General features: G+C 55.4%; 24 protein-coding genes. 4 read left to right on the forward strand and 20 right to left on the reverse strand.

The window, feature by feature from the left end:
* Positions 1–445: 445 nt before the first annotated feature.
* From MKZ35_RS16650 to MKZ35_RS16705, 12 genes are all read right to left on the reverse strand, one after another.
* Complete coding sequence (locus MKZ35_RS16650) at positions 446–2083, reverse strand: Ig-like domain-containing domain (RefSeq protein ID WP_482514320.1); 1638 nt, start codon at positions 2081–2083, stop codon at positions 446–448.
* A gap of 150 nt (positions 2084–2233) precedes the next feature.
* Entirely contained in the window at positions 2234–3127 is an 894-nt protein-coding gene (locus tag MKZ35_RS16655; protein ID WP_482514321.1) for a class I SAM-dependent methyltransferase, read from the reverse strand.
* Positions 3128–3192: 65 nt separating this feature from the next.
* Positions 3193–4356 (reverse strand): IS630 family transposase, encoded by a 1164-nt coding sequence (locus tag MKZ35_RS16660; protein ID WP_482511613.1) that lies wholly within the window; start codon positions 4354–4356, stop codon positions 3193–3195.
* 100 nt (positions 4357–4456) lie between these two features.
* The gene (gene mnmG / locus MKZ35_RS16665; protein WP_482514322.1) at positions 4457–6325 is read right to left on the reverse strand and encodes a tRNA uridine-5-carboxymethylaminomethyl(34) synthesis enzyme MnmG; all 1869 of its coding nucleotides are present in this window, start codon (positions 6323–6325) and stop codon (positions 4457–4459) included.
* A gap of 62 nt (positions 6326–6387) precedes the next feature.
* Positions 6388–6660: a hypothetical protein gene (locus tag MKZ35_RS16670; protein WP_482514323.1), complete on the reverse strand. Its 273-nt coding sequence runs from the start codon at positions 6658–6660 to the stop codon at positions 6388–6390.
* A gap of 74 nt (positions 6661–6734) precedes the next feature.
* Positions 6735–7226 carry an rRNA maturation RNase YbeY gene (gene ybeY, locus MKZ35_RS16675; protein ID WP_482514324.1) on the reverse strand — a complete coding sequence of 164 codons (492 nt, stop codon included), beginning with the start codon at positions 7224–7226 and terminating at the stop codon, positions 6735–6737.
* A complete protein-coding gene (locus MKZ35_RS16680; protein ID WP_482514325.1) occupies positions 7223–7684 on the reverse strand; it encodes an ATP-binding protein in 462 nt (153 codons plus the stop codon). Before MKZ35_RS16680 ends, ybeY begins: the two co-directional genes overlap by 4 nt.
* A gap of 45 nt (positions 7685–7729) precedes the next feature.
* Entirely contained in the window at positions 7730–10999 is a 3270-nt protein-coding gene (locus MKZ35_RS16685) for a DUF4175 family protein (protein WP_482514326.1), read from the reverse strand.
* On the reverse strand, positions 10993–11145 hold the full coding sequence (locus tag MKZ35_RS16690; RefSeq protein WP_482514327.1) for a hypothetical protein: 153 nt from the start codon (positions 11143–11145) through the stop codon (positions 10993–10995). The genes MKZ35_RS16685 and MKZ35_RS16690 overlap by 7 nt, the downstream gene beginning before the upstream one ends.
* A 135-nt stretch (positions 11146–11280) precedes the next feature.
* Positions 11281–12051, reverse strand: a complete 771-nt coding sequence (locus MKZ35_RS16695; RefSeq protein WP_482514328.1) for an exodeoxyribonuclease III — start codon at positions 12049–12051, stop codon at positions 11281–11283.
* Between the two features lie 77 nt (positions 12052–12128).
* Positions 12129–12491: a hypothetical protein gene (locus MKZ35_RS16700; protein ID WP_482514329.1), complete on the reverse strand. Its 363-nt coding sequence runs from the start codon at positions 12489–12491 to the stop codon at positions 12129–12131.
* 2 nt (positions 12492–12493) lie between these two features.
* Complete coding sequence (locus MKZ35_RS16705) at positions 12494–12871, reverse strand: carboxymuconolactone decarboxylase family protein (protein ID WP_482514330.1); 378 nt, start codon at positions 12869–12871, stop codon at positions 12494–12496.
* Between the two features lie 136 nt (positions 12872–13007).
* Here MKZ35_RS16705 and MKZ35_RS16710 point away from each other — a divergent pair, with 136 nt between their 5' ends.
* Both MKZ35_RS16710 and MKZ35_RS16715 read left to right on the forward strand, forming a co-directional pair.
* A complete protein-coding gene (locus MKZ35_RS16710; protein ID WP_482514331.1) occupies positions 13008–13619 on the forward strand; it encodes a hypothetical protein in 612 nt (203 codons plus the stop codon).
* Positions 13616–14317 carry a ComF family protein gene (locus tag MKZ35_RS16715; protein ID WP_482514332.1) on the forward strand — a complete coding sequence of 234 codons (702 nt, stop codon included), beginning with the start codon at positions 13616–13618 and terminating at the stop codon, positions 14315–14317. The genes MKZ35_RS16710 and MKZ35_RS16715 overlap by 4 nt, the downstream gene beginning before the upstream one ends.
* Positions 14318–14505: 188 nt before the next feature.
* Here the strand turns inward: MKZ35_RS16715 and gldJ are convergent, their stop codons facing one another.
* Positions 14506–15780, reverse strand: a complete 1275-nt coding sequence (gene gldJ, locus MKZ35_RS16720) for a gliding motility lipoprotein GldJ (protein ID WP_482514333.1) — start codon at positions 15778–15780, stop codon at positions 14506–14508.
* A 76-nt stretch (positions 15781–15856) separates the two neighbouring features.
* On the reverse strand, positions 15857–16867 hold the full coding sequence (locus tag MKZ35_RS16725; RefSeq protein ID WP_482514334.1) for a PorP/SprF family type IX secretion system membrane protein: 1011 nt from the start codon (positions 16865–16867) through the stop codon (positions 15857–15859).
* 315 nt (positions 16868–17182) lie between these two features.
* Between MKZ35_RS16725 and MKZ35_RS16730 the strand changes: the two genes are divergently transcribed.
* Together MKZ35_RS16730 and MKZ35_RS16735 are read left to right on the forward strand one after the other, a co-directional pair.
* Entirely contained in the window at positions 17183–20251 is a 3069-nt protein-coding gene (locus MKZ35_RS16730) for an AsmA family protein (protein ID WP_482514335.1), read from the forward strand.
* Between the two features lie 230 nt (positions 20252–20481).
* Positions 20482–21321 carry a DUF4382 domain-containing protein gene (locus MKZ35_RS16735; RefSeq protein WP_482514336.1) on the forward strand — a complete coding sequence of 280 codons (840 nt, stop codon included), beginning with the start codon at positions 20482–20484 and terminating at the stop codon, positions 21319–21321.
* An 87-nt stretch (positions 21322–21408) separates the two neighbouring features.
* Here MKZ35_RS16735 and MKZ35_RS16740 read toward each other — a convergent pair whose 3' ends face one another.
* The 6 genes from MKZ35_RS16740 to MKZ35_RS16765 form a co-directional block, all read right to left on the reverse strand.
* Positions 21409–22044 (reverse strand): thioredoxin family protein, encoded by a 636-nt coding sequence (locus MKZ35_RS16740; RefSeq protein ID WP_482514337.1) that lies wholly within the window; start codon positions 22042–22044, stop codon positions 21409–21411.
* Between the two features lie 89 nt (positions 22045–22133).
* Entirely contained in the window at positions 22134–22625 is a 492-nt protein-coding gene (locus MKZ35_RS16745) for a DinB family protein (protein ID WP_482514338.1), read from the reverse strand.
* A 140-nt stretch (positions 22626–22765) separates the two neighbouring features.
* Positions 22766–23233 (reverse strand): DUF6970 domain-containing protein, encoded by a 468-nt coding sequence (locus tag MKZ35_RS16750; RefSeq protein WP_482514339.1) that lies wholly within the window; start codon positions 23231–23233, stop codon positions 22766–22768.
* A 172-nt stretch (positions 23234–23405) separates the two neighbouring features.
* Positions 23406–23798, reverse strand: a complete 393-nt coding sequence (locus tag MKZ35_RS16755) for a diacylglycerol kinase family protein (RefSeq protein ID WP_482514776.1) — start codon at positions 23796–23798, stop codon at positions 23406–23408.
* Positions 23791–24384: a GNAT family N-acetyltransferase gene (locus tag MKZ35_RS16760; RefSeq protein ID WP_482514340.1), complete on the reverse strand. Its 594-nt coding sequence runs from the start codon at positions 24382–24384 to the stop codon at positions 23791–23793. Before MKZ35_RS16760 ends, MKZ35_RS16755 begins: the two co-directional genes overlap by 8 nt.
* 101 nt (positions 24385–24485) lie before the next feature.
* On the reverse strand, positions 24486–25547 hold the full coding sequence (locus MKZ35_RS16765; protein ID WP_482514341.1) for a DHH family phosphoesterase: 1062 nt from the start codon (positions 25545–25547) through the stop codon (positions 24486–24488).
* Positions 25548–25559: the final 12 nt, after the last annotated feature.

Here is a 25559-nt window from a genome sequence, read left to right on the forward strand (position 1 = left end):
TGTGTTGGCTGCCAGGCGTGCAAAAAAACTTGTCCTCAATTTCTCCACGAGTTATCCCCACGTTACGCCTGTATTATCCACAGATTACCGACGTATGGATAACCCCGTGGATAACCTGGTGTATAGCTTGTGGAAAACCATAAAAAAGCCCCCCAGTGCATCTGGAAGGTAATTCATACAGTGTGGATAGGTTGTGATGGAGTTAGCGCCCGTATTTCGAAGCCTGGTAGCAAGCAGCTATAACGCGGCAACTCAGGAAGCGGCAGAAAAGGCAAATCAGAATCGAAGGCTGCGCTAAGGAAGGCTGTACTGCATTTGATTCAGCAGCTTTCCGATAGCCAGCAATTGCGCTAAGCTCTGAGGGGAGCCTACACACCGCTGTGCCTGATACAGCTGGGCAGATGGCCACCATACTAAGGATGCTTGGTCCGAGAAGGCGCTTCTTTCAAAAAGAAAGGTTTTCTTCCTGCTCCCAGTTTGCGCGTACTTCGAGCTTCTTCGGAAACAGGTACACCGGCTCGGCGGGCACCCGAAACTGTGGGTCGCCGCCCCGCCAGGTACCGTTGGCATCGGCATCAATCAGAACGCGAATCTGGTAAGAGCCGGGGGCAATATTGCTGAATACGTAGCGGTTTTTCGGATTGTCCAGCACAGCTACGGGCTGAAAACTGTCGTTTATCAGCTGAATTTGGTAGCGCGTGAACTTGGTTTGAATAGCGCCGGAAAGCGTACCCGTCGGCGACTGCTCAGAGATGCGCAGCCGCAACGGCCGCAATCCCAACGACTGACCCGTGACGCTGGTAATGGCGGTGCTATCGAGGATGATGGTAGCCGTTTTCCGGGACTTCAAATTCAGTTTAAGCGTCAGGCGTGCGCGGTCAGGGCTCAGCGTACCATCCTGGGGCAGGCGTAACGCGCGGCGGGCCGTCGAGTCTTCTACCAGCGTGCCAAAAGGCTGGTTGGGGGGCAAAATAACCGGCTCATTGAACAGAAACCGGACCTGGCCCTGCTGATACACTTCCTGCGGATTGCCTTCGACCGTATAGGCTGGCCCGCGCCGCGCCGGCGCGTTGCCCTGAAAACGGACGTTGATGGTATCGCGGCCAATGTTGCCCACGCTGTCGGTAGCAGTTAGTACATAGCGTCCTTCTGTAACGGCTTTCGTTTTGTAAAGCACCACCGACTTGCCCTGGTCAGTCACCTGCAAGGCATTGTTTAGCTGATTCACCACCTCGGGAGAAGCGGTTGCGCCGCCTTCAGGCAGCGGGGCCAGCACGGCTTGGCGGACACCCTCGTTGTAGCTCACCTTAAACTGCGTAGGCGCGCCCTGCCGGCCGGTGGCCAAGGGGCGGCGGGCATCGGGCCGCACCAGCACTAGCGCTATGGAGTCAAGGCCGGGGGCCACGGTAACCAAATCGGATAGGTAGGCTATCTTCTCCCCTTCCTCGTAGCGTCGGGTGTTGTTTTTGTCTTGTAAAGCAAACAAACGGTAGCGGCCCTCCCGCAGGTTTTGGAAAGCGTACTGCCCATTTTTGGTGGTGCGCGCCAGATAGTAGGGCTTGCCCCGACGAATGTTGGCGGTATCCGCTTCGGGGTAAAGAATAACCGAAATATCCTCGGCCGTCCGCTTGGTAAGCAGGTCCGTGACGCGCCCGAATACCCGGCCCGAATCAAGAGTAGCACCCGTGCTGAAGCTCAGCATCACGTTGGGAGCTACATTGCTCTCCGTAATATCCGTAATGGCTGGGCCGAAGTTGAACGAGTAGGTCGTGTTTTTATCGAGGGGCTGTTCGAAGGTGAGCGTAATGCCACCCTTGTCTTCCCGCACTTGATATTTATTCTCATCCGGAATAACGGGCGCAATAATGAGGTTCTTCTGCAAGTCCTTCAGCTGCACCGTCTCCGAAAACTCCAGCCGAATACTGCGCTGCGACACGTTGCGGGCGCCCTGCTCCGGCGAAGTACGCACCAGCTTGGGCGCCTCCAGATCTTTGGGTCCGCCTTGGGGTGAGCCAACTGACGCGCACCCACTTAGTCCACCTCCAATTCCCAGTAAAAACAGCAGACCAGCACGTATAGACATCAATGGTGAAGTGGTGAGATGGTGAAGTGGTGAGATGGTGAAGTGGTGAGATGGTGAAGTGGTGAGATGGTGAGTTTGATGTTCTCGCACCGCCGACCACACTAGGGCGACAACCAGAACCTCAAACTCACCATTTCACCACTCACCATCTCACCTTTTAGCAGCTACGTAAATTAAGCTGGAATATTGCCCCTCGTGCTCGGAAGCGTATTGATTGGATTTATAGCCGGCTTTGAGTACGCTTAGTAGTCCACCATTTCGCTCGGCGCGGTGCTTTTCACTCAGCATGCTCACGTAGTAAGCATCCAGGGGCAGCGGCAGCGTTTCCCGCACCACCAGCTTATGCTTTTTGAGCAGCTGGGTCATGGTTTTGGGACTGAAATGGTACAAGTGGCGGGGCACGTCGTAGGCAGCCCAATCCTGGCGGTAGTGCTGGGCGTCGAAGCTTTCCACGTTGGGCACGGCAATCATCAGCACACCATCGGGCTTGAGCAAGCTGATAAGCTGCTTGAGCGTACCGGTCAGCTCGTGTACGTGTTCGAGTACGTGCCAGAGCGTAATAGCATCAAACGACTCAGCAGAAAAGCCCCCCAGATCGTCCGCGCCAATGGGCTGGCCTACGCGGCGCGTGGCCTCTTCCCGGGCGCGGGCATTTGGCTCTAGGCCTGCTACCTGCCAGCCATTTGACTTGCAGGCCGCCAGAAAATGACCGGTTCCGCAGCCGTAATCCAAGATTATTCCTTTGCGGGGGGCTTTTTTATTCAGCAAGGCCACCTTGCGCCGCATGGTAAAAAATCGCGCGACTTTGTAGGCCTGGTTGATGACGCCCTGGGCTCCGCTGTTGTGCGACACGTACTCGTCCGACTCGTAGTAGCGCCCAATATCGGCCGGGCCGGGCCGCGGGTTCGTGAACTGAAAGCCACAGCTCTCGCACTGCACAATGGCAAAACTCTCCTTGCTGACCGACTTATCTTCTACTACCAGCTTGTTGCGAAACTCGCTTTTGCCGCACACCGGGCAGGCTAACAGACGTTCGTAGGACACTGAATGCAGATATTAGAAGTGAGAAATGAGAAATGAGAAGTGAGAAGCAAAACCCATAGTAGTGCTTAGTCAGGGGAATTAGGCACCCTAATTTTCTGGTAATGTCGGCCGAGTTTGGTGCGGGCTTTTTCGAGGGAAAACTGCCAGTTGACCGTGGCCCGGCGCTCATTTCGCTCGGCTACACAAGCGGCCACGTGGGCGGTGAGCTCGTCCTGGGTGGGGATGCGCTGGTGGAGACACTGGCGGGCAATGGCCGAGAGTTCAAGTTCGACCATGTTGAGCCAGGAGGCATTTTTGGGCGTGTAATGGAGCTCGAAGCGCGCGGCCAGGGCGCGGGCCTGCGCGGCGGGCAGGTGCTGGTAAAAGACGGCATCGGTGTGGGTGTTGAGATTATCCTGCACTAACACGATTTTCTCCGCCTGCGGGTAGGCCGCCGCCAGGCGCTGCATAAAACGGCAGTAGTCCGCCCCGGTCCGGCGGGCGGAAACCTCGACCAGGCGCTGGCCGGTTGCTGGTTCAAAAGCGGCCAGCAAACAGGCCGTGCCCTGGCGTACATAGGTGCTGCTTTCGCGCCGGGGCCGGCCGGCTTTGGCGCGCTGGCCGTCGTGGGCGGGTTGGGCCGGCACAGGCGGCAGCGGCTCGACGGGCTGGCCGTGCAACACGCAGGGCCGCTCATCGAAGCAGACAACGGGAAAGCGTGGATCGTGGGCCCGCTCGTAGACGGCCAGCACGTCTTCCATCCGCGCCACAAAGGCCGCATTCACCGCCCCCAGGCACCAGTGCTGCTGGCGGTGAGGCTGCAATTCGTTTTTGAGCACCTGCGCCACTGTTTCGTGGGAAATGGTTTCCACCAGGGCCAGTTCCACGGCTTTGTCGGCCAGCAAACGCAGGGTCCAGCGGCTGTGCCCCACCGGGGCCTGGGTGCAGGCCAGGGCCGTGATAGCGGCCCGGTCTGCCCCGTCGAAACGCCGCGGGCCGCCGCTCCGTGGCGCTTCACTGAGGGCGGCTTGCCAGCCGCCTTCTTCGTAGCGGCGGCGGAGCTGACTCACCGCCTGTCGGCTTAAGCCCACGGCTTGGCCGGCGGCCTGCTGGCCGATACCGGTGGCCAGCGCCAGCAGGGCCTGGGCGCGACGCACCGCCCGTACCGACCGGCGACCAGTGCGCGTAAAATTTTCGAGGGCGGCTTGGTCAGCAGCCGGCAGGGGAAAGGGAGTGATTGGACGGGCCATAGATTCCCAACGCTAACCCGCTTGTTTTGTTAACCAATCCCCCTGACTAAGCAGTAGTATGAGTCTCATTTCTCACTTCTCATTTCTCACTTCTAAGAAATTATTTGCCAAGATAGACCATCAACACCGAAATATCGGCCGGCGACACACCGCTAATGCGGGCGGCTTGACCAATAGTTTCGGGCTGCACGCGCAGTAGCTTCTCACGGGCCTCGTGCGACAAAGCCGGCATCTGCTTGTAATCCAGGCGGCCCTGAATCACGAAGTTCTCCAACTCGCCCACGCGGGCGGCCTGCAAGTGCTCCTTCTGAATATATGATTCGTACTTGATGGTAATAATGGCCTGCTCCAAACTATCGGGCTGATACTGGCCCAGCTCCAACGCCAGCGTGGGCAGGTGGCGCGTGAGATGCTCTAGCTCCACGTTGGGCCGGCGCAGCAGGTTTACCGCCCGCGTTTTCTCGCTGATAGTAGCCGAACCTAGCTCCGTGAGCAGCCCGTTTATCTCCGTCGGCTCAATGGATTTCTTCTGCAAATACTCAATTACCGCCGCCGTTTCACGCTGCTTTTGCTCTACGCGCTGCATACGCTCCTTCGAGGCCAGACCAAGTTCGTAGCCCATGGGCGTGAGGCGCAGGTCGGCGTTGTCTTGGCGCAGCACGATGCGGTGCTCGGCGCGGGACGTGAACATGCGGTAAGGCTCGTCGGTGCCTTTGTTTACGAGGTCGTCGATGAGCACCCCGATGTAGGCCTCACTCCTTTTCAGAACGAAAGGCTGCTTGCCGTGTACCCGATTGTGGGCGTTGATACCAGCCATCAGGCCCTGGCAGGCTGCCTCCTCATAGCCCGTGGTGCCGTTGATCTGGCCCGCGAAATAGAGGTTGCGCACGCGCTTGGTTTCCATCGTCAGGTTGAGCTGAGTTGGTGGGAAAAAGTCGTACTCAATGGCGTAGCCGGGCCGGAACATCTTGGCATTCTCGAAGCCCGCAATCTTGCGCAACGCCCGGTACTGCACGTCTTCCGGCAACGAGCTGCTGAAGCCGTTGATGTACATTTCCACGGTGCTGCTGCCCTCGGGCTCCACAAAAATCTGGTGACGGTCCTTGTCGGCAAAGCGGTTGATTTTGTCCTCTACCGACGGGCAATAGCGCGGCCCCAGACCCTTGATACGGCCTTGGAACATCGGCGACTTCTCGAAACCCGTGCGCAGAATTTCGTGAACTTCTGGGTTGGTATAGGTGATGTAGCACGGCCGCTGCTTGACCAGCGTAGGCGTGTCGAGGTAAGAGAAGCGGCCGGGTATCTCGTCGCCGGGCTGCTCCTCCATTTTGGAAAAGTCCAGGGAGCGACCATCCACGCGGGGCGGCGTACCGGTTTTCATGCGGCCGGCCTCAAACCCTAATTCAATAAGTTGCTCGGTGATGCCGGAGCTAGCTTTTTCGGCGGCGCGGCCACCGCCAAACTGCTTCTCCCCAATATGAATCAGGCCATTGAGGAAAGTGCCGTTAGTCAATACAACAGCTTTGCCGCGAAACTCCACGCCCAACGCCGTGCGCACGCCAATTACCGTCTCATTCTCAACCACCAAGCCAGTTACGGCTTCCTGCCAAAAGTCCACGTTTAGTGTTTGCTCCAGAGTCAGGCGCCACTCCTCGGCGAAGCGCATCCGGTCGCTCTGGGCGCGCGGGCTCCACATGGCCGGCCCTTTTGACCGGTTCAGCATTCGGAACTGAATCATGGTCTTGTCGGTCACGATGCCACTTTGCCCCCCAAGCGCGTCTACCTCCCGCAAAATCTGCCCCTTGGCCACCCCACCCATTGCCGGATTGCACGACATCTGGGCGATGGTGTTCATGTTCATCGTCACGAGCAGCACCTTGGAACCCAGATTGGCAGCCGCGGCGGCCGCTTCGCAACCCGCGTGGCCGGCTCCTACTACAATGACATCATATTCTTCTTGCTGAAACATGGCTGGGGAGTTGTTCAAAGACGAGCAACAGATAACGCTAGTGAATTGTGCCCGACGAGTAATTATTCAAGAATCTGCGCCTCAACGCCGATAATCTGCTGATTAATTAATTCCTGCCGAGACTCAAACTGAGGTGCAACAAGCAAAGCGAATTTTCCTGAAAAAGTGTGACTCTGGACCATTTCAATCCTGCTGACTACCAGTATGGCTCCGCTTTCGAAAAACAACTGATTGCCGGTAGATACTTCGCCATTGATATCGCCAGATAAAAACCATCCACGACCAGTAACATGGAAAGCTTCCTGTACTGCAAATGTGCCGACTTGCTTTTTCATTTTACTAAACTAAAAACCGCTTCCACGCTAGCGGAAACGGTTTATATTTCAAATGAAAATGTGGTCTAACCCGTTCAGAACGTGCGCAAAGATAGGCAGTAATCCTCTTTTACGCGCATGGCCGTCTGGCTCAGCAGGTCTTTGTCCTGATAGCCCAGCAAGTGCAGCATGCCATGAATCATGACGCGGTGCAGCTCGTCGCAGAAGGGTACGCCCAGCTGCCCGGCGTTTTCGCGCACTCTATCCACACTGATAAAAATATCGCCTTCGATGATGTCTGAGATATCCGCGTTGTCGAAGGTGATAACGTCGGTGTAGGTGTCATGGTCGAGGTACTCTACGTTGACGCGGTGCAGATACTCATCGGAGCAGAAAATGTACGTGAGCTGCACGATTTCGTGCTCGTGTACCTCAGCTATGCGCTCAATCCAGCTCGTCAGCGCCTCGGCCTCGGCCAGCTCGAACTCTACGTCTTCTACAATAAACTCAATGCCGTGTACCTCGTGCGACTGCTCGGGCAGGCCGTTGTTCATTTCGTCCTCAGTACCGGGCGGGTGTTGGTTCATGCCGCGTTATGATCGGAAGATAGCGTATCGGAGCCCGAGGCTTCCAGATCGGAAGTGGGAGCTAACAGGAACGTAAGCTGCACATTGCGGCCTTCTTTCTGAAATTCCACTTCATCGGCGAGGTGGCGAATCAGGAAGATACCACGGCCCCCTGGGTTTTCCAGGTTTTCAGGAGCAGTAGGATCAATCAGGTTGGTATAGTCAAAGCCGTCGCCCTGATCCTCAACCTCAAATTTGATGCGGTCGGGGGCTATTTGGAGCGACAGATAAACGTTTTTATCCTTATCGAATTTATTGCCGTGGCGAATGGCATTATTGACGGCTTCCGTAACGGCCACCATGATGTTGCCATAGATATCGTCCTCGATTTCAAAGGTTTCCTTCGAATTGTCGATGAAGCTTTCTACCACGCGAATATTCTCAACAAGCGAAGGAATCTGTATTTTAACCTGCTTCATAGTAAAAGTAAGAGGGAGGGCAGCAGCAGTAAAAGTAGCGAGGAGCTACTTCATTTTCTGAAAATATTCACTTACCTCACGTTGATAGTACGGCGTAAGGGCAGGTGGTACCGTGCGGAGTAGCTCGGTTTGCCGCTCTTTTTGCCGCTTATATTGATCAAAAGCGGGTGGAAAAACGGGTGACTTCGCTTGGGCTGTTTGCGCTTCACGCTTGTCATCAAGGTCCCGCTCCCGAGCCGATTTCTCGGCCTCCAGCAAGCGAGTCAGGATCTGGCGCTGGCGCATAACAGTCTCCTCCGTCAGCCGCTTGTTTACGAGGTCGGTTTCGGTTTGTTCCATTAATTTTTTTAGGTCGCCGGTGCCGCCCTGGCCTTCCTGGCCTTTGCCTTTTTGCCCCCCAGATTGCTGCTGCATTTTGTCCAGCTCTTTGAGGGCCTCGCGGAGCATTTGCTGCTGGCCCGCCAGCTTCGCCAGTTCCTCTGATAATTCGCGCCCCTGCTTACCGCTCTGCTGCAACTGCTGAATCTGCTGATTGAGCTGTTGCTGCATACGGCCCATCTGACCTTCGCCGGCCGCCTGGCCTTTCTTTTTCTTCTTGCCCGGCTTGCCATCGCCCTGCTGGCTTTGCTGACTCTGGCGCTGCTGCTCCTGCATTTGCTGCAGGGCGTCGTTAAGCATCAGAGCAAGGTTGTTCATGCTCGTCATGGCCAGCTGCTGGCTATTCGTGGCACGGGGCACGTTGCGCTGCCGAATCTGGTTCAACGACTCATCCATTTGGTTGTTCATTTCCCCTACTTCACGGGTCACGAAGCTCTGGATCTGAAATACCTTTTTAGCCAGCGCGTACAGCGAATCCTGCACAATGGCCGCGTCGTCCTTGAGCTTGCGCTGAGTCTGGCCAAGCTGCACGAAGCGCGGGTCCGTCTGGTCCACCTGGCGGAAGTCTTTCATCAAGCCTTCCTGGTCGAAGCTGATCTTGAGAAGGTTTTCAAGGATGTCGCGCAAGCTGTCAATGTTTTCCTGCTGCTTATCCCCTTCCTCTTCTTCCTGCTGCTCACGCATCTGCTGGGCCATTTTCTGCATTTTTTGCCCGGCATCCTGTTGGCTCTGGCTGGCCTTCTGGTTCTGGTTTTTGCTGAGCTGCTCCTGGCTGTCCTGCATTTCCTCGTCCACCTGCTGCTGCTGATCTTTCATCTCATCGGCGCCATTCTCACCGTCGAGTTGGTCGTCGAGCTTTTTTAGGTCCTGGAGGTCTTTTTTAACGTCGTTAAACTCCTGCTGCTTTTCGGCCTGCTGCTTTTGTAACTCCTGCTGCTTTTGCTGCTGCTGGGGGCCTTTTTGCTGCGACTTATCGTTCTGCTGGGTTTGCTCAGCTAGCTGCTGCTGCTCTTTAGCCAACTCTTCCAGCTTATTGATGGCGTTTTCCTGCTTTTGCTCAAACTGGAGTTGCTTGAACATCTCCAGGGCCCGTTCCAGCTCTTTTTGCAGGGTATTTTCCTTGTTTTCGAGCTGTTGCAGCAATTTCTGCATTTCGGGCTGGGTTTGGTCTTGTTGCTGCTCCAGCAGCTTTTGCAGCTCCTCGTATAGCTTCTTGGTTTCGGGGTCGAGCAGAGTTTCCATCAGCTTTTCCAACTCTTTGGCCTTTTCCGCCATTTCCTGGCTTTTAGGATCAAGCTGTTCCTCGCGCTGGTTCATCTGCTCAAACAGCTTCTTCATCTCGGCCAGCTGCTGATCCATCTGCTGCTTTTGCTCCAACATATCCTGGAGCTGCTTGCGGTCCTGGAAGTTCAGCTCGCGCTTGGTTTTAAGCTTGTCCTCAGTTTTGGCCAGCTCCCGCTCCAGCTTCTTCGACTGCTCGGCCGACTTGCTCATCTGGTTCTGCACCGACTGCGACTGGGCATTTAGCTGCTCACGCAACTCCTTGCGGGCCGGCAGCCGGAACTCTGAGCTGCGCGTGCGGGCACTTTTAGGCCCGTTCACGCCGTCATTATCCCACACCTGCACAAAGTATTCGAGCCGGTCGCCGGGCTTCATGTCAAGGCCAGCCAAATCCCACTGGTAAGCGTAGGCTTGCGCCGGACCACCTTGCAAGGGCAGCGCCCGCGTCTTATAGCCCGTGTTGGACTTAGGGCCCGACGTGACCCGATAGTTTAGCTGCAAGCGCGTAAACCCATAGTCATCGCGCAAATTGCCCCCCAGCGCCAGATAACGTAAGGATGTTGTATCAGAAAATGCTTCCAGAGTTATCTCTGGCACCTGATCAGGAATGGCTGTGATTTGGTACTGAATGGGGTCGCGGTTAAGGCTGGCTGCATTGCGCAGGCGCACCGCATATTCCTGGCTGCGCATCACCCGCCGCGTGGCCTGAAACTGGTCGTTGGCAACGGTAGCTGTTACCGTTTCATCGGGGTTTTTAAATAGCAATTGCAGCTCATCGGTGGCCGTGGTGGCGAATTCCCAACGCACGGTACTACCTTCCGGCACCGTCAGGTTGCCGCTGTTGCGGATGGTTTCGGCGGGCTTGCCGAGATAAGTAGGATAAGAAACGTGCACCGCGAAATCGCGCAGATCGGGGCGGGCGCGTACGGTCAGGTCGTAGTCGGCGGAGATAAAGCCCGCGCCGGCCAGCTGAAACTCGGTGCTGCTTTGAAGCTGCCGGAACTCATAGCTGTAGCGGTTGCCGCTGCCGGGCTCCTTGGTCAGGCGACGCTCGCGGCCGTTGTAGCGGATGGTAATTTCGTTGGGCAAGGCCTTGCCCTCTATTCTTACCTGCAGCTTAAAGTCTTCGTTGCGAAAGGCTTGCAGGTTCTTGTTTTCAACAACAAACGCAAACGGAGCGGGTGGCGAATATGCCCGGCGGTAGTTCAGAATGCGGCCCGTACCCTGCACAAACAGGCTCGGATACACGAGCAGCACCCCCAATACGATTGCTGCCGGCACCGCTACATACTTCCAAAGCGGCCGGCTTTGCTCGGTTATCTTAATGCCTTCGCTGAACTCAAGGCCGGTAAACTGAGCCGCCCGCTGCTCCAAGCTAGCCGCAATCAGCGCATTCTCGCGGGCCTGTCCCTGCAATTGTAGCGCATTCAGTAGCTTATCCTGCACCTGTGGGAATAGCTCACCCACGCGCTGCGCAGCCTGTTCGTCGGAAAGTAGACGTCGCAGATTGGCGAGGGCCGCCAGGGGCTCCCAAATCCAATGCATGAAGGTGTACACCACCAAGCCCAAAAAGCCGAACAGCAAGCCGCCCCGCACCCAGGTAGGCAAGTACAGGAAATACTCCAGCAGGCTCAGGACCAAAAATAACGTCAGCAAAAGCCCCCAGCCACCAGCGCGCCGCGCACGAGCAGGTTGAGGTAGAATTTACGCTTAAACGCATCCAGCTGTCCGAGCACCTGTTGCAGGGCCGGCAAGCGAGTAGTGGTAGTTGCGTTGATTTCTGACACGGATTCTTTCTTCACAAAGTGTAAAAACGCCTTTCCAGGCTGAGGAAAGGTACGCGTTAAAGCCGCGCATGACCCGCTCCACTGGGCTATTTCGGAACGACAACCGCTGGGGGGCAATTGTTCCAAGATAACGATGCACCAAGCTGAAGCTTACAACTGTTGCAGCTCGACTACGGCTGGGCAATGGTCGGAGTGCACCACGTCAGGCAAAAGACCAGCACTAGCCAGGCGCGGTTGCAGGGCGTCATCTACCAGCAGATGATCGAGGCGCCAGCCCACATTGCGGGCGCGGGCCCCGGCCCGATACGTCCACCACGAATAATGCCCCCCAGTGTCGCCATGGTGGTGACGAAAGGAATCGGTGAAGCCATCGGCCAGGAAATCGGCAAACCAGCGCCGCTCCTCGGGTGTGAAACCCGTACTGTTTTGGTTAGCCTTTGGGTTGTGAAGATCTATCTCGCGCTGGCAGCAGTTGAAGTCCCCGACAATGATGAGGGGCGGCAGCGCGGGGCGCAAGTCGCGCACATACTGGCGAAAAAAGTGCAGCCATTCTACCTTAAACGCCTGCCGCTCAGGGCCGCTGGTGCCCGAAGGCATGTAGGTGTTCAGCACCGAAAAATCGTCGAAATCCAGCCGCAAAACCCGCCCTTCACAGTCGTAGCATGCCGTGCCCGAGCCAACGGCCACATGATTAGGCTTGTGCTTGGAAAACGTAGCCACACCACTGTAGCCAGGTTTGGCCGCCGGATGCAAGTACGCGTGGTAGCCCAGCGCCTCGAAGCCCGACACGTCGAGCGGTTCGCGGCCGGCTTTTATTTCCTGGAGGCAAAGTACGTCGGGCGCCGCCTCCCGCACCCAGTCAAGCAAGCCTTTGCTCAAAGCCGAGCGCAGGCCGTTGACGTTATAGCTGATGATCTTCAAGGGAAAATATTTAATGGCTAAATGGCTAGTCGTTCCATCACATCGTTGAACGATCAACCATTTAATCATCCAGCCATTTAGCTTTCATCTTTCATCCACTTATCAAAATACTCCAGAATGTGCCACTTCAGCATGCGTTCCTGCTCTTTGAGGTTAGCAAAAGGCACGGGCTGCAAGAGCTTGTAGTGCGGCCAGCCTTCCTCATCTACGCGTTCCAGCTCGTAGTGCCCCGAGAGGCTGAAGAGCATGCAGGTGGCAATATGCATGAGGTCCTGCTTCTGCTCTTTAGTAAACGGGCCCGCACCCTGACCGAGTTCCTGCACACCAATTAGTAGTAGCAACGCGTTCAGGTCCGGCTTTTTGCCAAACCGCTCCTTCATCTCATTCATGAGTTGCCACCAGCGGGCTTCAAATTCAGCCTCGGTTTCCTGAGCGTCCATACTTATGCGTCGTGGGCGTGGAGAGGAGCAGCTGTTACGGCTTCCTCTTTTAGGGCTTCCCAATACTCCACGGCCCGCCGGAAGTGCGGAATCACGATGCTGCCGCCGATGAGGTTAGCAATGGCAAACACCTCATAGATTTCTTCGTCGGTAAGGCCTTCTTCGTGGCATTTACCTAAGTGATATTTGATGCAATCATCGCAGCGCAACACCATAGAGCAGGCCAAGCCCAGCATTTCCTTGGTCTTGACGTCGATGGCACCGGCTTGATAGGTATTGGTGTCGAGGTTGAAAAAACGCTTGATGACCTTGTTGTCGGCGGCCATGATCTTTTCGTTCATGCGCTCCCGGTAGTCGTTGAATTCGGTGATGAGACTCATATTAGGTGGAGGAAATAAGTCAGAAGTGAGAATCTATAACACGAAAGTAGGCAGAAAAGACCCGCTTATTTGCTAGGTATTGCGAAGCCGGCTACCTTACTCGTCGCTCGATTTCTATCATTTTGCTATTCTGGCTATGCGTATTGTTCGGTTGTGGCGTGTTGGCCTGATGGTATTTCTGGGAGTCACTTTCTTTACTTCCGGCATGGCTAAGCTGTACGCCGGTCACTACTTTCCGGGCTGGATTGGACCCGTATGGCTGATTGAGAAGCTGCAGGCCTATCAGTTGGGTATGTACGCCGCCTTTATTGCGCTTAGCCAGGTTGTGACTGGCTTCTTGCTGCTTACGCGAAGGTTTTGGCTACTGGGAGCAATAGCGCTGATGCCCATGCTCCTAAATATTTTGCTTATCACCATCTCGCAGCAATGGGGCACTACGTCATACTTGGTAGGGGTTCTATTGTTGATGAACCTGGCTTTACTGTTGTCAGAATATCCACGTTTGCGGGTGCTTTGGGCCGATGAAGCCTATACTCCTCGTCTTACAAGCCAGGTTAAACATACTTTGACCGGTCACCTGCTTTGGTCATTGGGCTTAGTGTTAGTAATAGCCGCCGTTTTTGTTTCCTACCAGGCGCTAAGCGTTAGTTACTGGCTGGTGGGAAGTGGCCTACTGCTGGCCTGGCTTAGCCCGTTAGTTGACCGCCGGCGAAGGGTGGCTACGTTTTTGCCCCCCGGCGCTTCATGATTCGTACCGCGCTAGCCGATTTTGTTTCTCTGATCTTTCCGCGCGTATGCCTGGCTTGTGACGAGCCCTTAGCGCGCGGCGAAGACCATATTTGCACGGGCTGCCGCGCGCAATTTCCCTATACCGATTACCACAAATTGCCCCCCAGCGAGAATCCGGTGGCCCGCAAGTTCTGGGGTAAGCTGCCCGTGCGTTATTCCCTGAGCTATCTGCGTTTTTTGCGGCGCGGTCGGGTGCAGCATTTGCTGCATCAGCTCAAATATCAGGGGCAGCGTGATATTGGGCGCGTGTTAGGTCGCTGGTACGGTGCTGAGCTTGCCGACCATGGCCTTGCCACGGAGTTCGATGTGATTGTGCCTGTGCCTCTGCACCCGCGCAAGCTGGCCAAGCGCGGCTATAATCAGTCGGATACCTTCGCCGAGGGATTGTCCTTGGGCCTACAGGTGTCGTGGAATGCTACTACGCTATGCCGCACCGAGCATACTACTTCCCAAACGCAGAAAAACCGTGCGGAACGCTGGCAAAACGTAGCGGATGTATTTAAAGTAGCGCATACCGCCGACGTTATGAATAAACGCGTACTTCTTGTAGATGATGTGCTGACTACGGGCGCCACGCTCGAAGCTTGCGCGGCTGCCTTGCTGGCCGCTGGCTGCAGTGAGGTTAGCATTGCTACCATTGCCTGCGCCGAGCACTGATCACAGATTACGCGGATTTTTGCGCTGATGCCGCTGATTCGAATGGCTTGTATTGCTGCCGACAGTTATCAAATACTATAAAGCAAAGAAGGCCACTCCCAAGAGTGGCCTTCTTTGTACTGGTTGCTTTAATTAATTGACGTCAAAATCAGCGGCATCAGCGCAAAAATCTGCGTAATTTGTGATCCTTACTTGTTTGAGCCAGCGTTGATCATGGCGCAGCGGAAACCGATAGCAGCCGTAGCTGAGTCTTCAGCCATGAAGCGACGCGTGCCAGGCGACAACCAATATGCTACGTCCTTCCATGATCCACCTTTGTACACGCGCACATGGTCGTCGATGAGCGACTGGTAGCCTTTCTTGTCGTAGCCGGTGCTGCTGCCGTTACCTGATTCGGCGGGGTCAAGGAAGCCGTTGCGGCGGAAGGGGTTCAAATCTTCTACGTCCTCAAACGAGAGCGGACGATAAATATCCTGTACCCACTCGTTTACGTTACCAGCCATGTTATACAGGCCGTAGTCGTTCGGAGGATAGTTATAGATGTACTCCGTAATCATGGCGCCATCGTTCAGGCTACCGGCAATACCGGCATAGTCACCACGACCGCGCTTGAAGTTTGCCAGGAATTGGCCCATCTTTTTGCCATAGGGATTGCGCACCTGACGACCATCCCAAGGGTAAATACGCTTGTTCTCCTGGTTCTCGTTGCCAACTTCCTGCGTTCCGACAAGGGCCTGAGCCGCGAATTCCCATTCAGCCTCGGTAGGCAGACGATAGTTAGGCAGGGTGTTGCCATCTTCGATGGAGGGCTTTGCAGCGCCAGCACCTTCAGCTGCATCAGCGGCCTCATCAGCAGCAGCGTTCTTTTTGCTGCGGCCAAATAAGCCGCCGCCCTTCTTCTTGCTAGAGCCACCACCACTTGCTAAGGTCTCATTCACCTTAGCAGTACGCCAAGTGCAATAATCATTGGCTTGTAACCAGCTAACACCCACTACAGGGAAGTAGCGGAAGCCGGGGTAGCGCAGATAGTAATCTACGTAAGGATCATTGAAAGATAGCTCACGCGCCCATACGGTCGTGTCGGGCAGAGCCGACTGATAAAATTCTTCAGCCGAGTCTTTGCGAGCAAAGTGCAGGTACTCCAACCAGTGAATGTTAGCTACTTCGGCCTCGTCCATGTAGAACGACGCGATAGTGACCGTCCGCTCCACGTTGTCGCGGGTCATGGCTACGTCCTCTTCGGCCGAGCCGAGTACCGTACGGCCGCCTTCAATGAAGATCAGACCCGGACCTTCTGGAATACCGGCGTAGTCGGATACCTTCATGCCCTCTTCGGTGTTGTACTCGATGCCCGTCGTGGAGCTGTACTTACCAGGTTTGGTGGCGGTCGGCGCCCCTTTACTGCAGGCAGCCAGCGCGCAGGCTCCCACGATGGCAAAGCGTAAGTATTTGGAAAGATTCATGATGAAATAGAAACTACCTGAGAGAAAATGAGTTAGAGAAGGTAATTTGACGCAAGGTACTTATTTGTACTGTTGTTTAGAAGGCTGGAACCGGAATGGCTTTGAAGTTGCGGTGCCGCAAGCGGCGCCAGGCATCCTCTATCCGGTCAAAATTGCGGACGCTGACCGAAAGTTCATGCGCGCCACCCAAATCGACACTAAAATCACTCAAGCTGACATCGTAGCTGTAGCCGAAGCGAAAAACCCCGGTGCTTATGCCGGCAATAGCCGCGATGATCTGCTGCGGTTGAGGAGCGCCGGGCAGCGGCATTCCCCGATACACGGCTCCAAGTGTAATGGGCGAAACGGTACCATACAACCCAACTTCCGCTCGCTGCGAGCCACCCTGCCGGGTGTAGCCGGCCGTACCGGTCAGGCTAATCTCACGAGTTTTGATGGGAGTAGAGGTGCGCACGAAATAATGTTTGTAACCGGTATTAAAGTTCAACCGCATCGGCAGCTTCGTTTGGGTAGCAAACCCCAGATCTGGCTGATTTAAGTGGTGTGCGGCAGCTCCTATCCAAAACCGTTCCGTATATAGTAAACCTCCCACTCCAATGGTCAGATAATTTACCGGATCCACGTCCAGCGTCTCTGCGGTGGGGTTTCCAGTGAGGCCTTCATCCGAAAGCTGGTCGCCAAAAACAAGGTTTCCGTAGCTCACGCGCTGGTTTCCGTAGCTAGCCTGCAAGCCCGCGCTTAAACTTATGTATTCGGTGAGGCGAGTGTGATAAGCATACAGGCCCCCGACCTCAAAACGCGTGTAGCCGACGGAACCCGTGCGGTCGTAGTTGAGCAAAAAACCGACCGCGCTGCGTTGGTTCCGCATGCGGTAGTCGGCGGCTAGCTGACTGGTTTGGAAGGTGCCGGCTAGGGTTGGGAATTGATTTCGATAGTTAAGTGAGACACTATAATCGTCGAGCAGGCCGGCAAAAGCCGGGTTGGTGTGCAAGCGCGTAGCGTAGGGCTGCGAGAAGTACAGGTCTTGGGCCTGCACAACGGGGTGCAAGCCAATACTACAACCTACTATCAACACTACCGGCGCCACAAAGCGGCTCCAAGTACAACGAAGCCGCTGGGGGGCAAAAAGGAAAGTAGAAGTAGACGCATAAAGAAAAACACTAACGCGCCACCCACCCCGTTTGGTACATGGGACCTGGGTGGCGCAAGAAGATAAAAGGCAATGTTGCCCAATAAAGTAAGTAAAATGCCCGTGGATCGAATGGTAGTCTCAGCGGTGCCCATCCGGCTAACATTGCACTATTTTTGCCCATTCAGGATTTAAAATTCAGGTAGCACCCGTTTCGACGGCCGTGCCGTGTCCCGAACTTGTACGCTTCTCCTGTTTCAAAGCCTCTTACTCATGCGTAAATTTTTTGTTGGCCTGCTGGTATTGTTAGTGGTGCTGGTGGCCGCTGTTGCCCTCGCGCCGCTATTGTTCAAAGATAAGATCAAGCAAGCCCTGGATCGGCAGCTGGCGGAGCGCGTCGCGGCAAAGGTAGAATACGATCCGGCCAATGTAAGCTTAAGCTTATTCCGCACGTTCCCCGATCTGGCGCTAAGCATCGATAAGCTGCGCATAATCGGGCAGGATTCGTTTGCCCGCGATACGCTGGCTTACCTGCCTGCTTTTCGGGTAGGCCTGGATCTGATGAGTGTCGTGCGGGGCGAGCAGATCAAAATTAAGTCTATTCAGCTCGATCAGCCCGATATCAACTTGCGGGTACTAAAAAGCGGGCGCGCCAACTGGGATATTTTCCTCTCTGATTCTACCCTGGCCACCCAAGGCAAAGACACGAGCCAGCTGAGCATTGCAATAAAGGGCTGGGAAATCGTGGGGGGCAAAATGCGCTACGAAGACCTGACGATTCCCTTTGCCATGCAGGCCCACAACGTGAACCACACCGGCTCGGGTGACTTCACGCAGAACGTGTTTGATATGGTGTCGCAAACTACGGCCGACCGTTTCACGATGAACTACGCTGGCACGGATTATTTATCCAATACCAAGCTCAACGCCGACGTGACCATGGCCATGGACCTGGACAAGATGTTGTTTACGTTTAAGGATAACCAGGTACGCATCAATGACTTTCCGGCCAGCTTTGCCGGCACCATCGCCATGCCCCAGGATGATATCGACTTCAACCTGACCTTTAAAGCCCTCGAAACTGATTTTAAAAATATCCTGAGCATCGTGCCCGGCGTGTTTACGGAGCGCTTCAAGAATATCGAGACGGGGGGCAAAATGGCGTTTGATGGCTATTACAAAGGCACCATGAACGACGTGAAGTCGCCGGGCTACGGCGTGAATCTGCAAGTCAAAGACGGCATGTTTCATTACCCCGATTTGCCGCAGGCGGCCCGCAACATCAATGTGGATATGGTGGTGGATAATCCTTCGGGCTTCACCAACAACGTGAAAGTGAACGTGAAGCAATTTCACCTCGACTTAGGCAAAAACCCCGTGGACGGCACCGTAGCCATCGATGGTCTGGAGCCGATGCGCGTGGATGGTCGGGTAAAAGCTAATGTCGATTTGGCGGAAGTAATGAAGGTGTATCCGATTGAGGATTTGCTGCTCAGGGGGCAATTATTCGTGGATGCTACGGCCAAAGGCGTCTATTCAGCCACCCAAATGCCGGTAGTGCAGGCCGCTATGCGCCTGACCAATGGCTACGTAAAGTCGAAGCAGTTCCCGGCGCCCATTGAAAACCTGACCCTGAACGGTACCGTCACCAACACAACGGGCAAGCCCAACGACACGCGCCTGAATATTCCGCAGTTCAAAATGCTGCTCGATGGCGAGCCGCTGGAAGGCCGCCTGGCTGCCCAAAATATCGACAAGCCCATCTTCGACACCGACGTGCGCGGCACCGTGGACCTGACCAAGCTAACCAAAATATTCCCGCTGGAAGGCATGACCGTAACCGGGCGCTTGAACGGCAACATCGCCGCCAAAGGCAGCATGGCCGATATCGAAGCCGAGCGCTACCAGAACGTAGTTGCCTCGGGCACGGTGAATGCCCAAAACGTAACCTATAAAAGCGCTGATTTGCCCCAGGGCGTAAAAGTGACGCGCGCCACGGCCACGTTCAACAACGACAAAATCGTGCTGCAAAACATGAGTGGCTTCGTGGGCAGCTCCGACATTGCCGCTTCGGGCACCATCAGCAACTATATGGGCTACTTGTTTACGCCGGGCCAGCCCCTGCGCGGCAACCTGACGGTGAACAGCAACCGCTTCAACGTGAATGAGTGGATGGTAGATGAGGTAACTGCCAAGCCTACTACCACCGCCAAAACCGCTGCACCCGCCCAGGCCCAGGGCGTGCTCCAAATCCCGAAATACTTCGACCTGACCCTGAATAGCACTGTGGGCCAGGTGGTGTACGATAACCTCAAACTCGACGACGTGAAGGGCACCGTAGTAGTCCGCGACGAAACCGTGCGCATGGATGGGCTGAACTTCAACACGCTGGGGGGCAATTTTGCTACTACCGGCAGCTACAGCAGCAAAGATTTGCAGCATCCCAAGTTTAACCTCGGGCTAAACATCAAAAACCTGAACTTCCAGAACGCTTTTCAGGCCTTCAACTCCGTCAAAACCCTGGTGCCCCTGGCCGCCAATTTGGAAGGTATATTCTCCACCAATTTCAACGTGAGTGGCGAAATGGGCCCGGATATGCTACCCGTGTACAGCTCCCTTACCGGCAAAGGCTTGTTCGAAGTCGTGCGGGCCGCCGTCAGTGGCTCCGAGGTGATGGACAAAATCAGCACCCTCACGCAGTTTCAGGAGCTGAAGAAGTTTGCCGTCGAAAACCAAGACGTGGCCGCTGAAATACTCAACGGTAATTTCATCGTGAAGCCGTTTGACGTAAACGTGGGCCAGATCAAGATGACCGTGGGCGGCTCCAACAACGTGAACGGCAACCTTGAATACGTCACAGCGCTGAACGTGCCCACCGGCAAGCTGGGCAACCAGCTCAACACGCGCCTCACCGCTCTTACCGGCGTTCAGAACCTACAGGGCACCGACCGTGTGACCCTCGGCCTGACTATTGGCGGCACTGTCAAGAATCCGCAGGTGAAGCTAAACAGTGGCAGTGTGAAAGCGCAGGCCAAAGACTTGGTGCAGAACATCGTGCAGGCGAAAGTAACCGATGCGAAATCACAGCTGCAAGCCCGCGCGCAAGTAGCGCAGGACAGCCTACAGCGCGATTTGGCCCGCCGCCAACAAGACCTGGAGGGAAAAGCCCGCCTCGAAATCGAGAAAAAGCGCCTCGAAGCAGAAACCAAGCTCCGTAGTCAGGCCAAGGATAAGCTCAACGGTATTCTGTTCGGCAAGCCCAAAACCCGCCCTACCGAGCCAACCGAGCCAGCCAGCACTGAGCCCACTCCCGCCGATACTACCGGCGCAGGTAACAGGTAATAAATAGCAGTGCTATTTCCTCCTCACAAACTGCCCCTTATCAATTGCTGGTAGGGGGCTTTTTTGTGCTTATAAATATGCAAGGGAATAACCAGAGGGCTTTGCCTTCAATATAAAAGCATATTTATTTCTTATGGATATAATAAAAACAATAATCATGGCTTGAATATAGCTAGTCCGTTCCGCAACGAATTAAGCCTTTTTCCTTCCCTCTTCCTCCGTTTTCTTTTATGAAAATATCTCACTACCTGCCTATTGCATTACTCGGTGGCCTTACGTTGGCAAGCTGCGCCGATGATAAAAGCACTGCTAATGCCACCAAGCTGCAAATCAGCCTGACGGATGCGCCCGGCGACTTCCAGAAAGTAATGCTGGATGTGCGTCAGATTGAGGTGCATCTCAAGGATGAGCAAAGCACGGACGGCTGGGAATTACTGCCTTTTTCCCCTCGAACGCTAAACGTGCTGGACTATGTAAATGGTCGCTCCGCCCTGCTGGTAGATACCGACTTCGAACCCGGCGACTTAAAAGAAATTCGCTTAATCCTAGGCCCAAACAGCACCGTCATGACCCGTGACGGGCAGACTTATGACCTGAAAACGCCCAGCGGCCAGACTTCCGGCGTCAAGCTGAAGCTGGATAAGGCGACCCTGCGGGAGCGTGAAACCTTCCAGCTGCTGCTCGACTTCGACGTAGCTAAATCTATCGTGCAGCGCGGCAGCTGGCGCCCCGGCAACGACAAGAAGGAGCGCTTTCTGTTGAAGCCGGTTATTCGCGTTATCGCTCAGGATATTGCTGGCGGCCTGCGCGGCACTGTTACTCCGGCCGCCTCTTTGCCGCAGATCCTGGCCATCCGCGCTTCTATCACGCCTGCCGATACCTTTAGCACCTCGGCCGATGCAGCGGGTGGCTACCAGTTGAGTAGCTTACCTTCAGGGGTTTACCGCGTGGAGTTTTTTCCCACTACCACCGCGCCAACTAACCAGCCTGCCTACAAAAACGTGGTTCGTACCGACATTACCGTTACCAATAACCAGATAACTGAGCTGGGTCAGACCAAGCTGGATTAAGTTTAGCTTCAACCCAAAAAAGCCCCCCAGACGTAACCTGGGGGGCTTTTTGTTTTTAAACAAGACGTTGGTAAACCGAATCTGCGCTTACTTAGCGCTAAGCGCAGATTCAAGAGTCTGTACCAGCTCCAGCAGTTCCCGTTGGGTCGATTGAGTTTTGTCGTGGGCGTACCAAGTGTGAAGTTGAGTGGCGAAGTCTTCAAAAGATAGATTCTGGCTTTTCAACTCCCGAAACATGGCCTGCACCGGGACCGGACGCGGGCCCCAGGTCGCGGCTTCGGCGAGCGTATCAGCGCGCAGCACAAGTAGCTTGGGAATAGAACGGCCCCCATCGGTGAGGTAACGGTCCATGAGGTCCAGATTCTCGTCGCGCAACAGATACCGTGACTCCAGCTTCCCATTGCTGGCTTGCACAATAGCTTCGAGTACCGGCACGATCTGGGCCGCGTCACCGCACCAGCCTTCGGTGAGCGTCAGCCACACATACCTGTTTTGCAGATTAGCCAAGGCCTCGCGCAGCTCGGGCAGCAATACAATGGTTTTATCAACGCGCCGCATACGCTGCACATTCAGGCGGGCATACTGCAAAATCTGCTCAGTTTGGTTGGTGCCGGTGGTAAGATTTTGAGCCATCAATTCGTCGATAAGCTGACGGTACGTGGCGTAGGTATAAGCAGAAGCCAGGCGCTCGGGGGCCAAAACCGGAGATAAGGGAACTGACATAGAAACGAGCAGATTTGTAATTAAAACAACAGGTGGTCGTGCTTCGACAAGCGGACGCCAGATTCAGTATGACGTTCTATTTGGATATCTTATAAGCTTACTGTTTCCTGAGCGGAAAGCTCGCGGCAGTACGTAATAAAATCGGTGTTGATGGGCTCTAATCCATTGTCACGCAGGCGCGTAGCTACTTGGCCGCGGTGGTAGTTGGCGTGCACGTGCACATGGGTCAGCACATCCGATACCTGGCTCACGTAGGCATCACCCACGGAATTGGTGTAAGTAATCATGCGGTACAGCTCAGTATCATCGGCGGCCTGAGCCATCTGCAGCAGGCGGTCAGAGGTTTGAGCGTGCAGCTGGTGCAATCCTTCCAGCGTGTGCTCCTGCCACACTTTCACCGGGCTCTGCGTGTCGGTGAGGCGCGCAATCCAGATAGCCTGCGCGTTTAGCACATGGCTGAACAGGCGCAGGGCCACGGCCGGAATTTCGGCGCCGCCCGCCACTGCTTTATCCAGATGAGCGAGCAGCGTATCATTGGCCCATACATTATAAGCGGCCAGTTTTTCGATGGTGTTAATCATGGGTGTTAAGTAATAAAAACGGATAAGAAATTAACCGTAGGCCTTCGTAATCAGTAAATTGAAACACAGCAAGTAACCTTCGAGATATGCTGTGCTACCAAGGACGACGAGCAAATTTATCTGAAATCAAGTAGCTCAGTCTACCGCGGATCTTGCCAAATAAGTCTTTCGCGCGCCCTCTTTTGAAGAAAATCCGAGCATCTGCCGTCTCCCTTGCCTGTAATACCACCATCAGGCTGGCAGATAACTTCGCCATCGGCGGCGTAAAGCGTAGTGAAAAAGTCGCAGCAGGGCGCCGTTTCATAGTACACCACCTGGTCGTTGTAGAGGTAGCGGAATACTTGTACGGGCGGGTTGGCGGGCTCCTCGGCCAGTATTTTTTGAATACGCTCCTTAAGCCAGACTGGCCGCCCTGTGGTATCAACTATGGAAGAGCGAACGGGGGTAGGCATCACTGTATTGGCGCTGGTAGGGGCGGGGGTGTTGTTGCCATATACGCTGCCCGTCACGGGGGCATCGGTGGGGGTGGTCACGTTCACGCCGGTCTGACAACCCACTGATAGTAAGGCTGTCACCGATAGGGAAGCAAAAAGTAAAGCAGAGCGCATGATCATTTAACAGTTATCATTTAACAATTAACAGGCAGTTGTCCTGCGCTCATTGCGTGGCCTGATTTCTCACCAGAGTGCGCTTAATTCGACAACGGTGCTTACGCTGCCTCCCGGTAATTGTTCAGCATAGCCTGCTGAGCGCTAATGGCCGGACGTTAAATGGTAAATGTTAATTGTTAAATGACAGCAGTCGGGGGGCAAATATGAGCGCCCCCACTACTAGCGCGGCCAGCGCCGCCAGCAAAACGGCCCCCGCAGCTACGTCCTTGGCCTTACCAGCCAACGGATGATATTCCGGCGACACCAAGTCAGTAAGTGCCTCGATGGCCGTATTGGCCAGCTCCGCCGTCCAGACGGTGCCGACCGCCAAGGCCACCAACGCCCACTCCGTTCGGCTGATGTTAAAGTAAAATCCCAACCCGATTACAACCACCGTCGCCAGTGCGTGAAAGCGCAGATGCACCTCCGAGCGTAGCGCCGACGCCACGCCGCGGAAGGCATGCCCGAAGCTGTCGGCGCGGCGGCGCAGCAGGCTGCGTGGGCTGGGGGGCAAATCAGCCACGGTTTTCAAAATCCTTAAAGGTGGTGGCGCGCAACTGCTGCCATTCCGGCTTCAGGACGCTGAAAATCACGGTGTCGCGCCGCCGCCCGCCCTGGGTGTAGCGGTGGCTGCGCAGGGTGCCCTCTTCCGTCGCTCCCATACGCCGCATCGCCGCCTGCGACTTCAGATTATCGGCATCAGTTTCCAGCTCTACCCGCTCGCAGCCCAACACGTCAAAGGCGTACCGAAACAGCAAGTGCTTCGCCGCCCGGTTCAGGCCGCTGCGCTGAAACCCCGTGCCCACCCAGGTATAGCCAACAGACAAGCGCCCATCTTCCAGATTGATATTGTAATAGCTGGTGCTGCCGGCTACCTGATTTGTTTGCTTGTCAAAAAGGAGGAAGGGGTAGCGCTGCTGCGACTCCCGGCCTTGTAGCGCCGCCGCAATGTAAGCCGCCAGACCGATGCGGTCGTCGCCGCGAGTAAGGGTAAACTGCCACAGCTCAGGGTCGAATGCAACGGGCTGCAGAACCTCAAAGTCGTCAGCAATCAAAGGGCGCAGCTGGGCCCGGTTATTTTCAAGGATAATGTCTTGGGCGAAATCCATAGAGACGGTAGATGCGTGAAAGACAGCCCTAAAGATGCTGGAAAAAAGGAAAGCCACCACGCTCACACGGAGTAGCGGCTTTTGGTAAAGTATACGTTGCGCTAAAACCCCAAACCTTGCAACAACAATTTAAACTCAGCAGGAGGTAAATGCCCCCCACTAGCCTGTGGATGACCATGGGCGAAGTTGGCAGGCGGCGTAGCCCCAATCCGGGCAAACGCCGCCCGTAGCATATCCGGGATATGGAGGTCGCGGCTGGCGGCGCGCCCCGAAATGGCCACTGCCCCATCCGGCAAATAGCCCAGGTTGGCACACGGCACTACTCTGTCCGGCAGGCGCTGAATCCATTGCTGGGCCACGAGCGGATGAATCTGGCAGGGCGAATTAATAGTGATAACAGCCACAGGCGCAGCCTCCGGGCCCTTGGGCGGAAACCTGGGGGGCATTTTTCGGGCAATAGCCAGCGCGGCCGCCACTTCGGCCCGGTAGGCGGCCAGCGTAGAATCTTGCGCTAAGGCACGCGGATTATCATCGTGCAGCAAATACTGTAAGGGCAAATCCAGGTCGAAGGCGGCGGCGCGGCGGGCCGCATTACACATGGCTACCGCTTCCTTGAGCCACTTGGCGGTATGCTGCTTTTTGGTTTCGGACAGCGGCGGCCACGGTGCCTGGTCGCCCAAATCGGAGAGAATACCGATGGCCGCCACCCAGCGCAGGTCTGTTATGTCGGTTTCGGTAGCTAGCAGCTCATACGCCAGCCAAGCCGAGCAAGGCACCGGTTCCAGGCCGTAGCCCGTGAGCACGGTGCCACCGGCCGGCGGCTGGCCTTCGGGAATGTGATGATCCACGTAAAGCACGGGCACGCCATCAGCTTCCAGCGTGCCATTTTCATGCACGCCGAGGTCGGTGACGATAAGCGCATCAGGTTTCAAATCCAGGAGCTTCTCACGCACCACAGGTGTTAGAAAGGCGTTTTCACCCTTGCCTGACGGCAAGACTTCTACTTCCCAACTGGCATTAATCCGGTTCAGCCCACGCCCAAATAAGCCCCCCGCAGCCAGTCCATCCGCGTCAAAGTGGCAAAACACGACAACGCGGCCAGCATCGGGAATCTGGTCAAGAAAGGCACGAAAGGGGGCAGCAAATTGAGGATAGGCAGGCATGAAAACAAGATG

Source organism: Hymenobacter sp. R533113 (assembly GCF_056835965.1).

What these genes read in the sequence shown, in the direction of transcription:
- gldJ (WP_482514333.1), bottom strand. Translation starts at nt 15,780, where the DNA reads ATGAATCTTTCCAAATACTTACGCTTTGCCATCGTGGGAGCCTGCGCG.
- MKZ35_RS16745 (WP_482514338.1), bottom strand. Translation starts at nt 22,625, where the DNA reads ATGATTAACACCATCGAAAAACTGGCCGCTTATAATGTATGGGCCAAT.
- MKZ35_RS16760 (WP_482514340.1), bottom strand. Translation starts at nt 24,384, where the DNA reads ATGGATTTCGCCCAAGACATTATCCTTGAAAATAACCGGGCCCAGCTG.
- MKZ35_RS16670 (WP_482514323.1), bottom strand. Translation starts at nt 6,660, where the DNA reads ATGAAAAAGCAAGTCGGCACATTTGCAGTACAGGAAGCTTTCCATGTT.
- MKZ35_RS16700 (WP_482514329.1), bottom strand. Translation starts at nt 12,491, where the DNA reads ATGGACGCTCAGGAAACCGAGGCTGAATTTGAAGCCCGCTGGTGGCAA.
- MKZ35_RS16750 (WP_482514339.1), bottom strand. Translation starts at nt 23,233, where the DNA reads ATGCGCTCTGCTTTACTTTTTGCTTCCCTATCGGTGACAGCCTTACTA.
- MKZ35_RS16715 (WP_482514332.1), top strand. Translation starts at nt 13,616, where the DNA reads ATGATTCGTACCGCGCTAGCCGATTTTGTTTCTCTGATCTTTCCGCGC.
- ybeY (WP_482514324.1), bottom strand. Translation starts at nt 7,226, where the DNA reads ATGAACCAACACCCGCCCGGTACTGAGGACGAAATGAACAACGGCCTG.
- MKZ35_RS16740 (WP_482514337.1), bottom strand. Translation starts at nt 22,044, where the DNA reads ATGTCAGTTCCCTTATCTCCGGTTTTGGCCCCCGAGCGCCTGGCTTCT.
- MKZ35_RS16650 (WP_482514320.1), bottom strand. Translation starts at nt 2,083, where the DNA reads ATGTCTATACGTGCTGGTCTGCTGTTTTTACTGGGAATTGGAGGTGGA.
- MKZ35_RS16735 (WP_482514336.1), top strand. Translation starts at nt 20,482, where the DNA reads ATGAAAATATCTCACTACCTGCCTATTGCATTACTCGGTGGCCTTACG.
- MKZ35_RS16730 (WP_482514335.1), top strand. Translation starts at nt 17,183, where the DNA reads ATGCGTAAATTTTTTGTTGGCCTGCTGGTATTGTTAGTGGTGCTGGTG.
- MKZ35_RS16765 (WP_482514341.1), bottom strand. Translation starts at nt 25,547, where the DNA reads ATGCCTGCCTATCCTCAATTTGCTGCCCCCTTTCGTGCCTTTCTTGAC.
- mnmG (WP_482514322.1), bottom strand. Translation starts at nt 6,325, where the DNA reads ATGTTTCAGCAAGAAGAATATGATGTCATTGTAGTAGGAGCCGGCCAC.
- MKZ35_RS16680 (WP_482514325.1), bottom strand. Translation starts at nt 7,684, where the DNA reads ATGAAGCAGGTTAAAATACAGATTCCTTCGCTTGTTGAGAATATTCGC.
- MKZ35_RS16710 (WP_482514331.1), top strand. Translation starts at nt 13,008, where the DNA reads ATGCGTATTGTTCGGTTGTGGCGTGTTGGCCTGATGGTATTTCTGGGA.
- MKZ35_RS16660 (WP_482511613.1), bottom strand. Translation starts at nt 4,356, where the DNA reads ATGGCCCGTCCAATCACTCCCTTTCCCCTGCCGGCTGCTGACCAAGCC.
- MKZ35_RS16705 (WP_482514330.1), bottom strand. Translation starts at nt 12,871, where the DNA reads ATGAGTCTCATCACCGAATTCAACGACTACCGGGAGCGCATGAACGAA.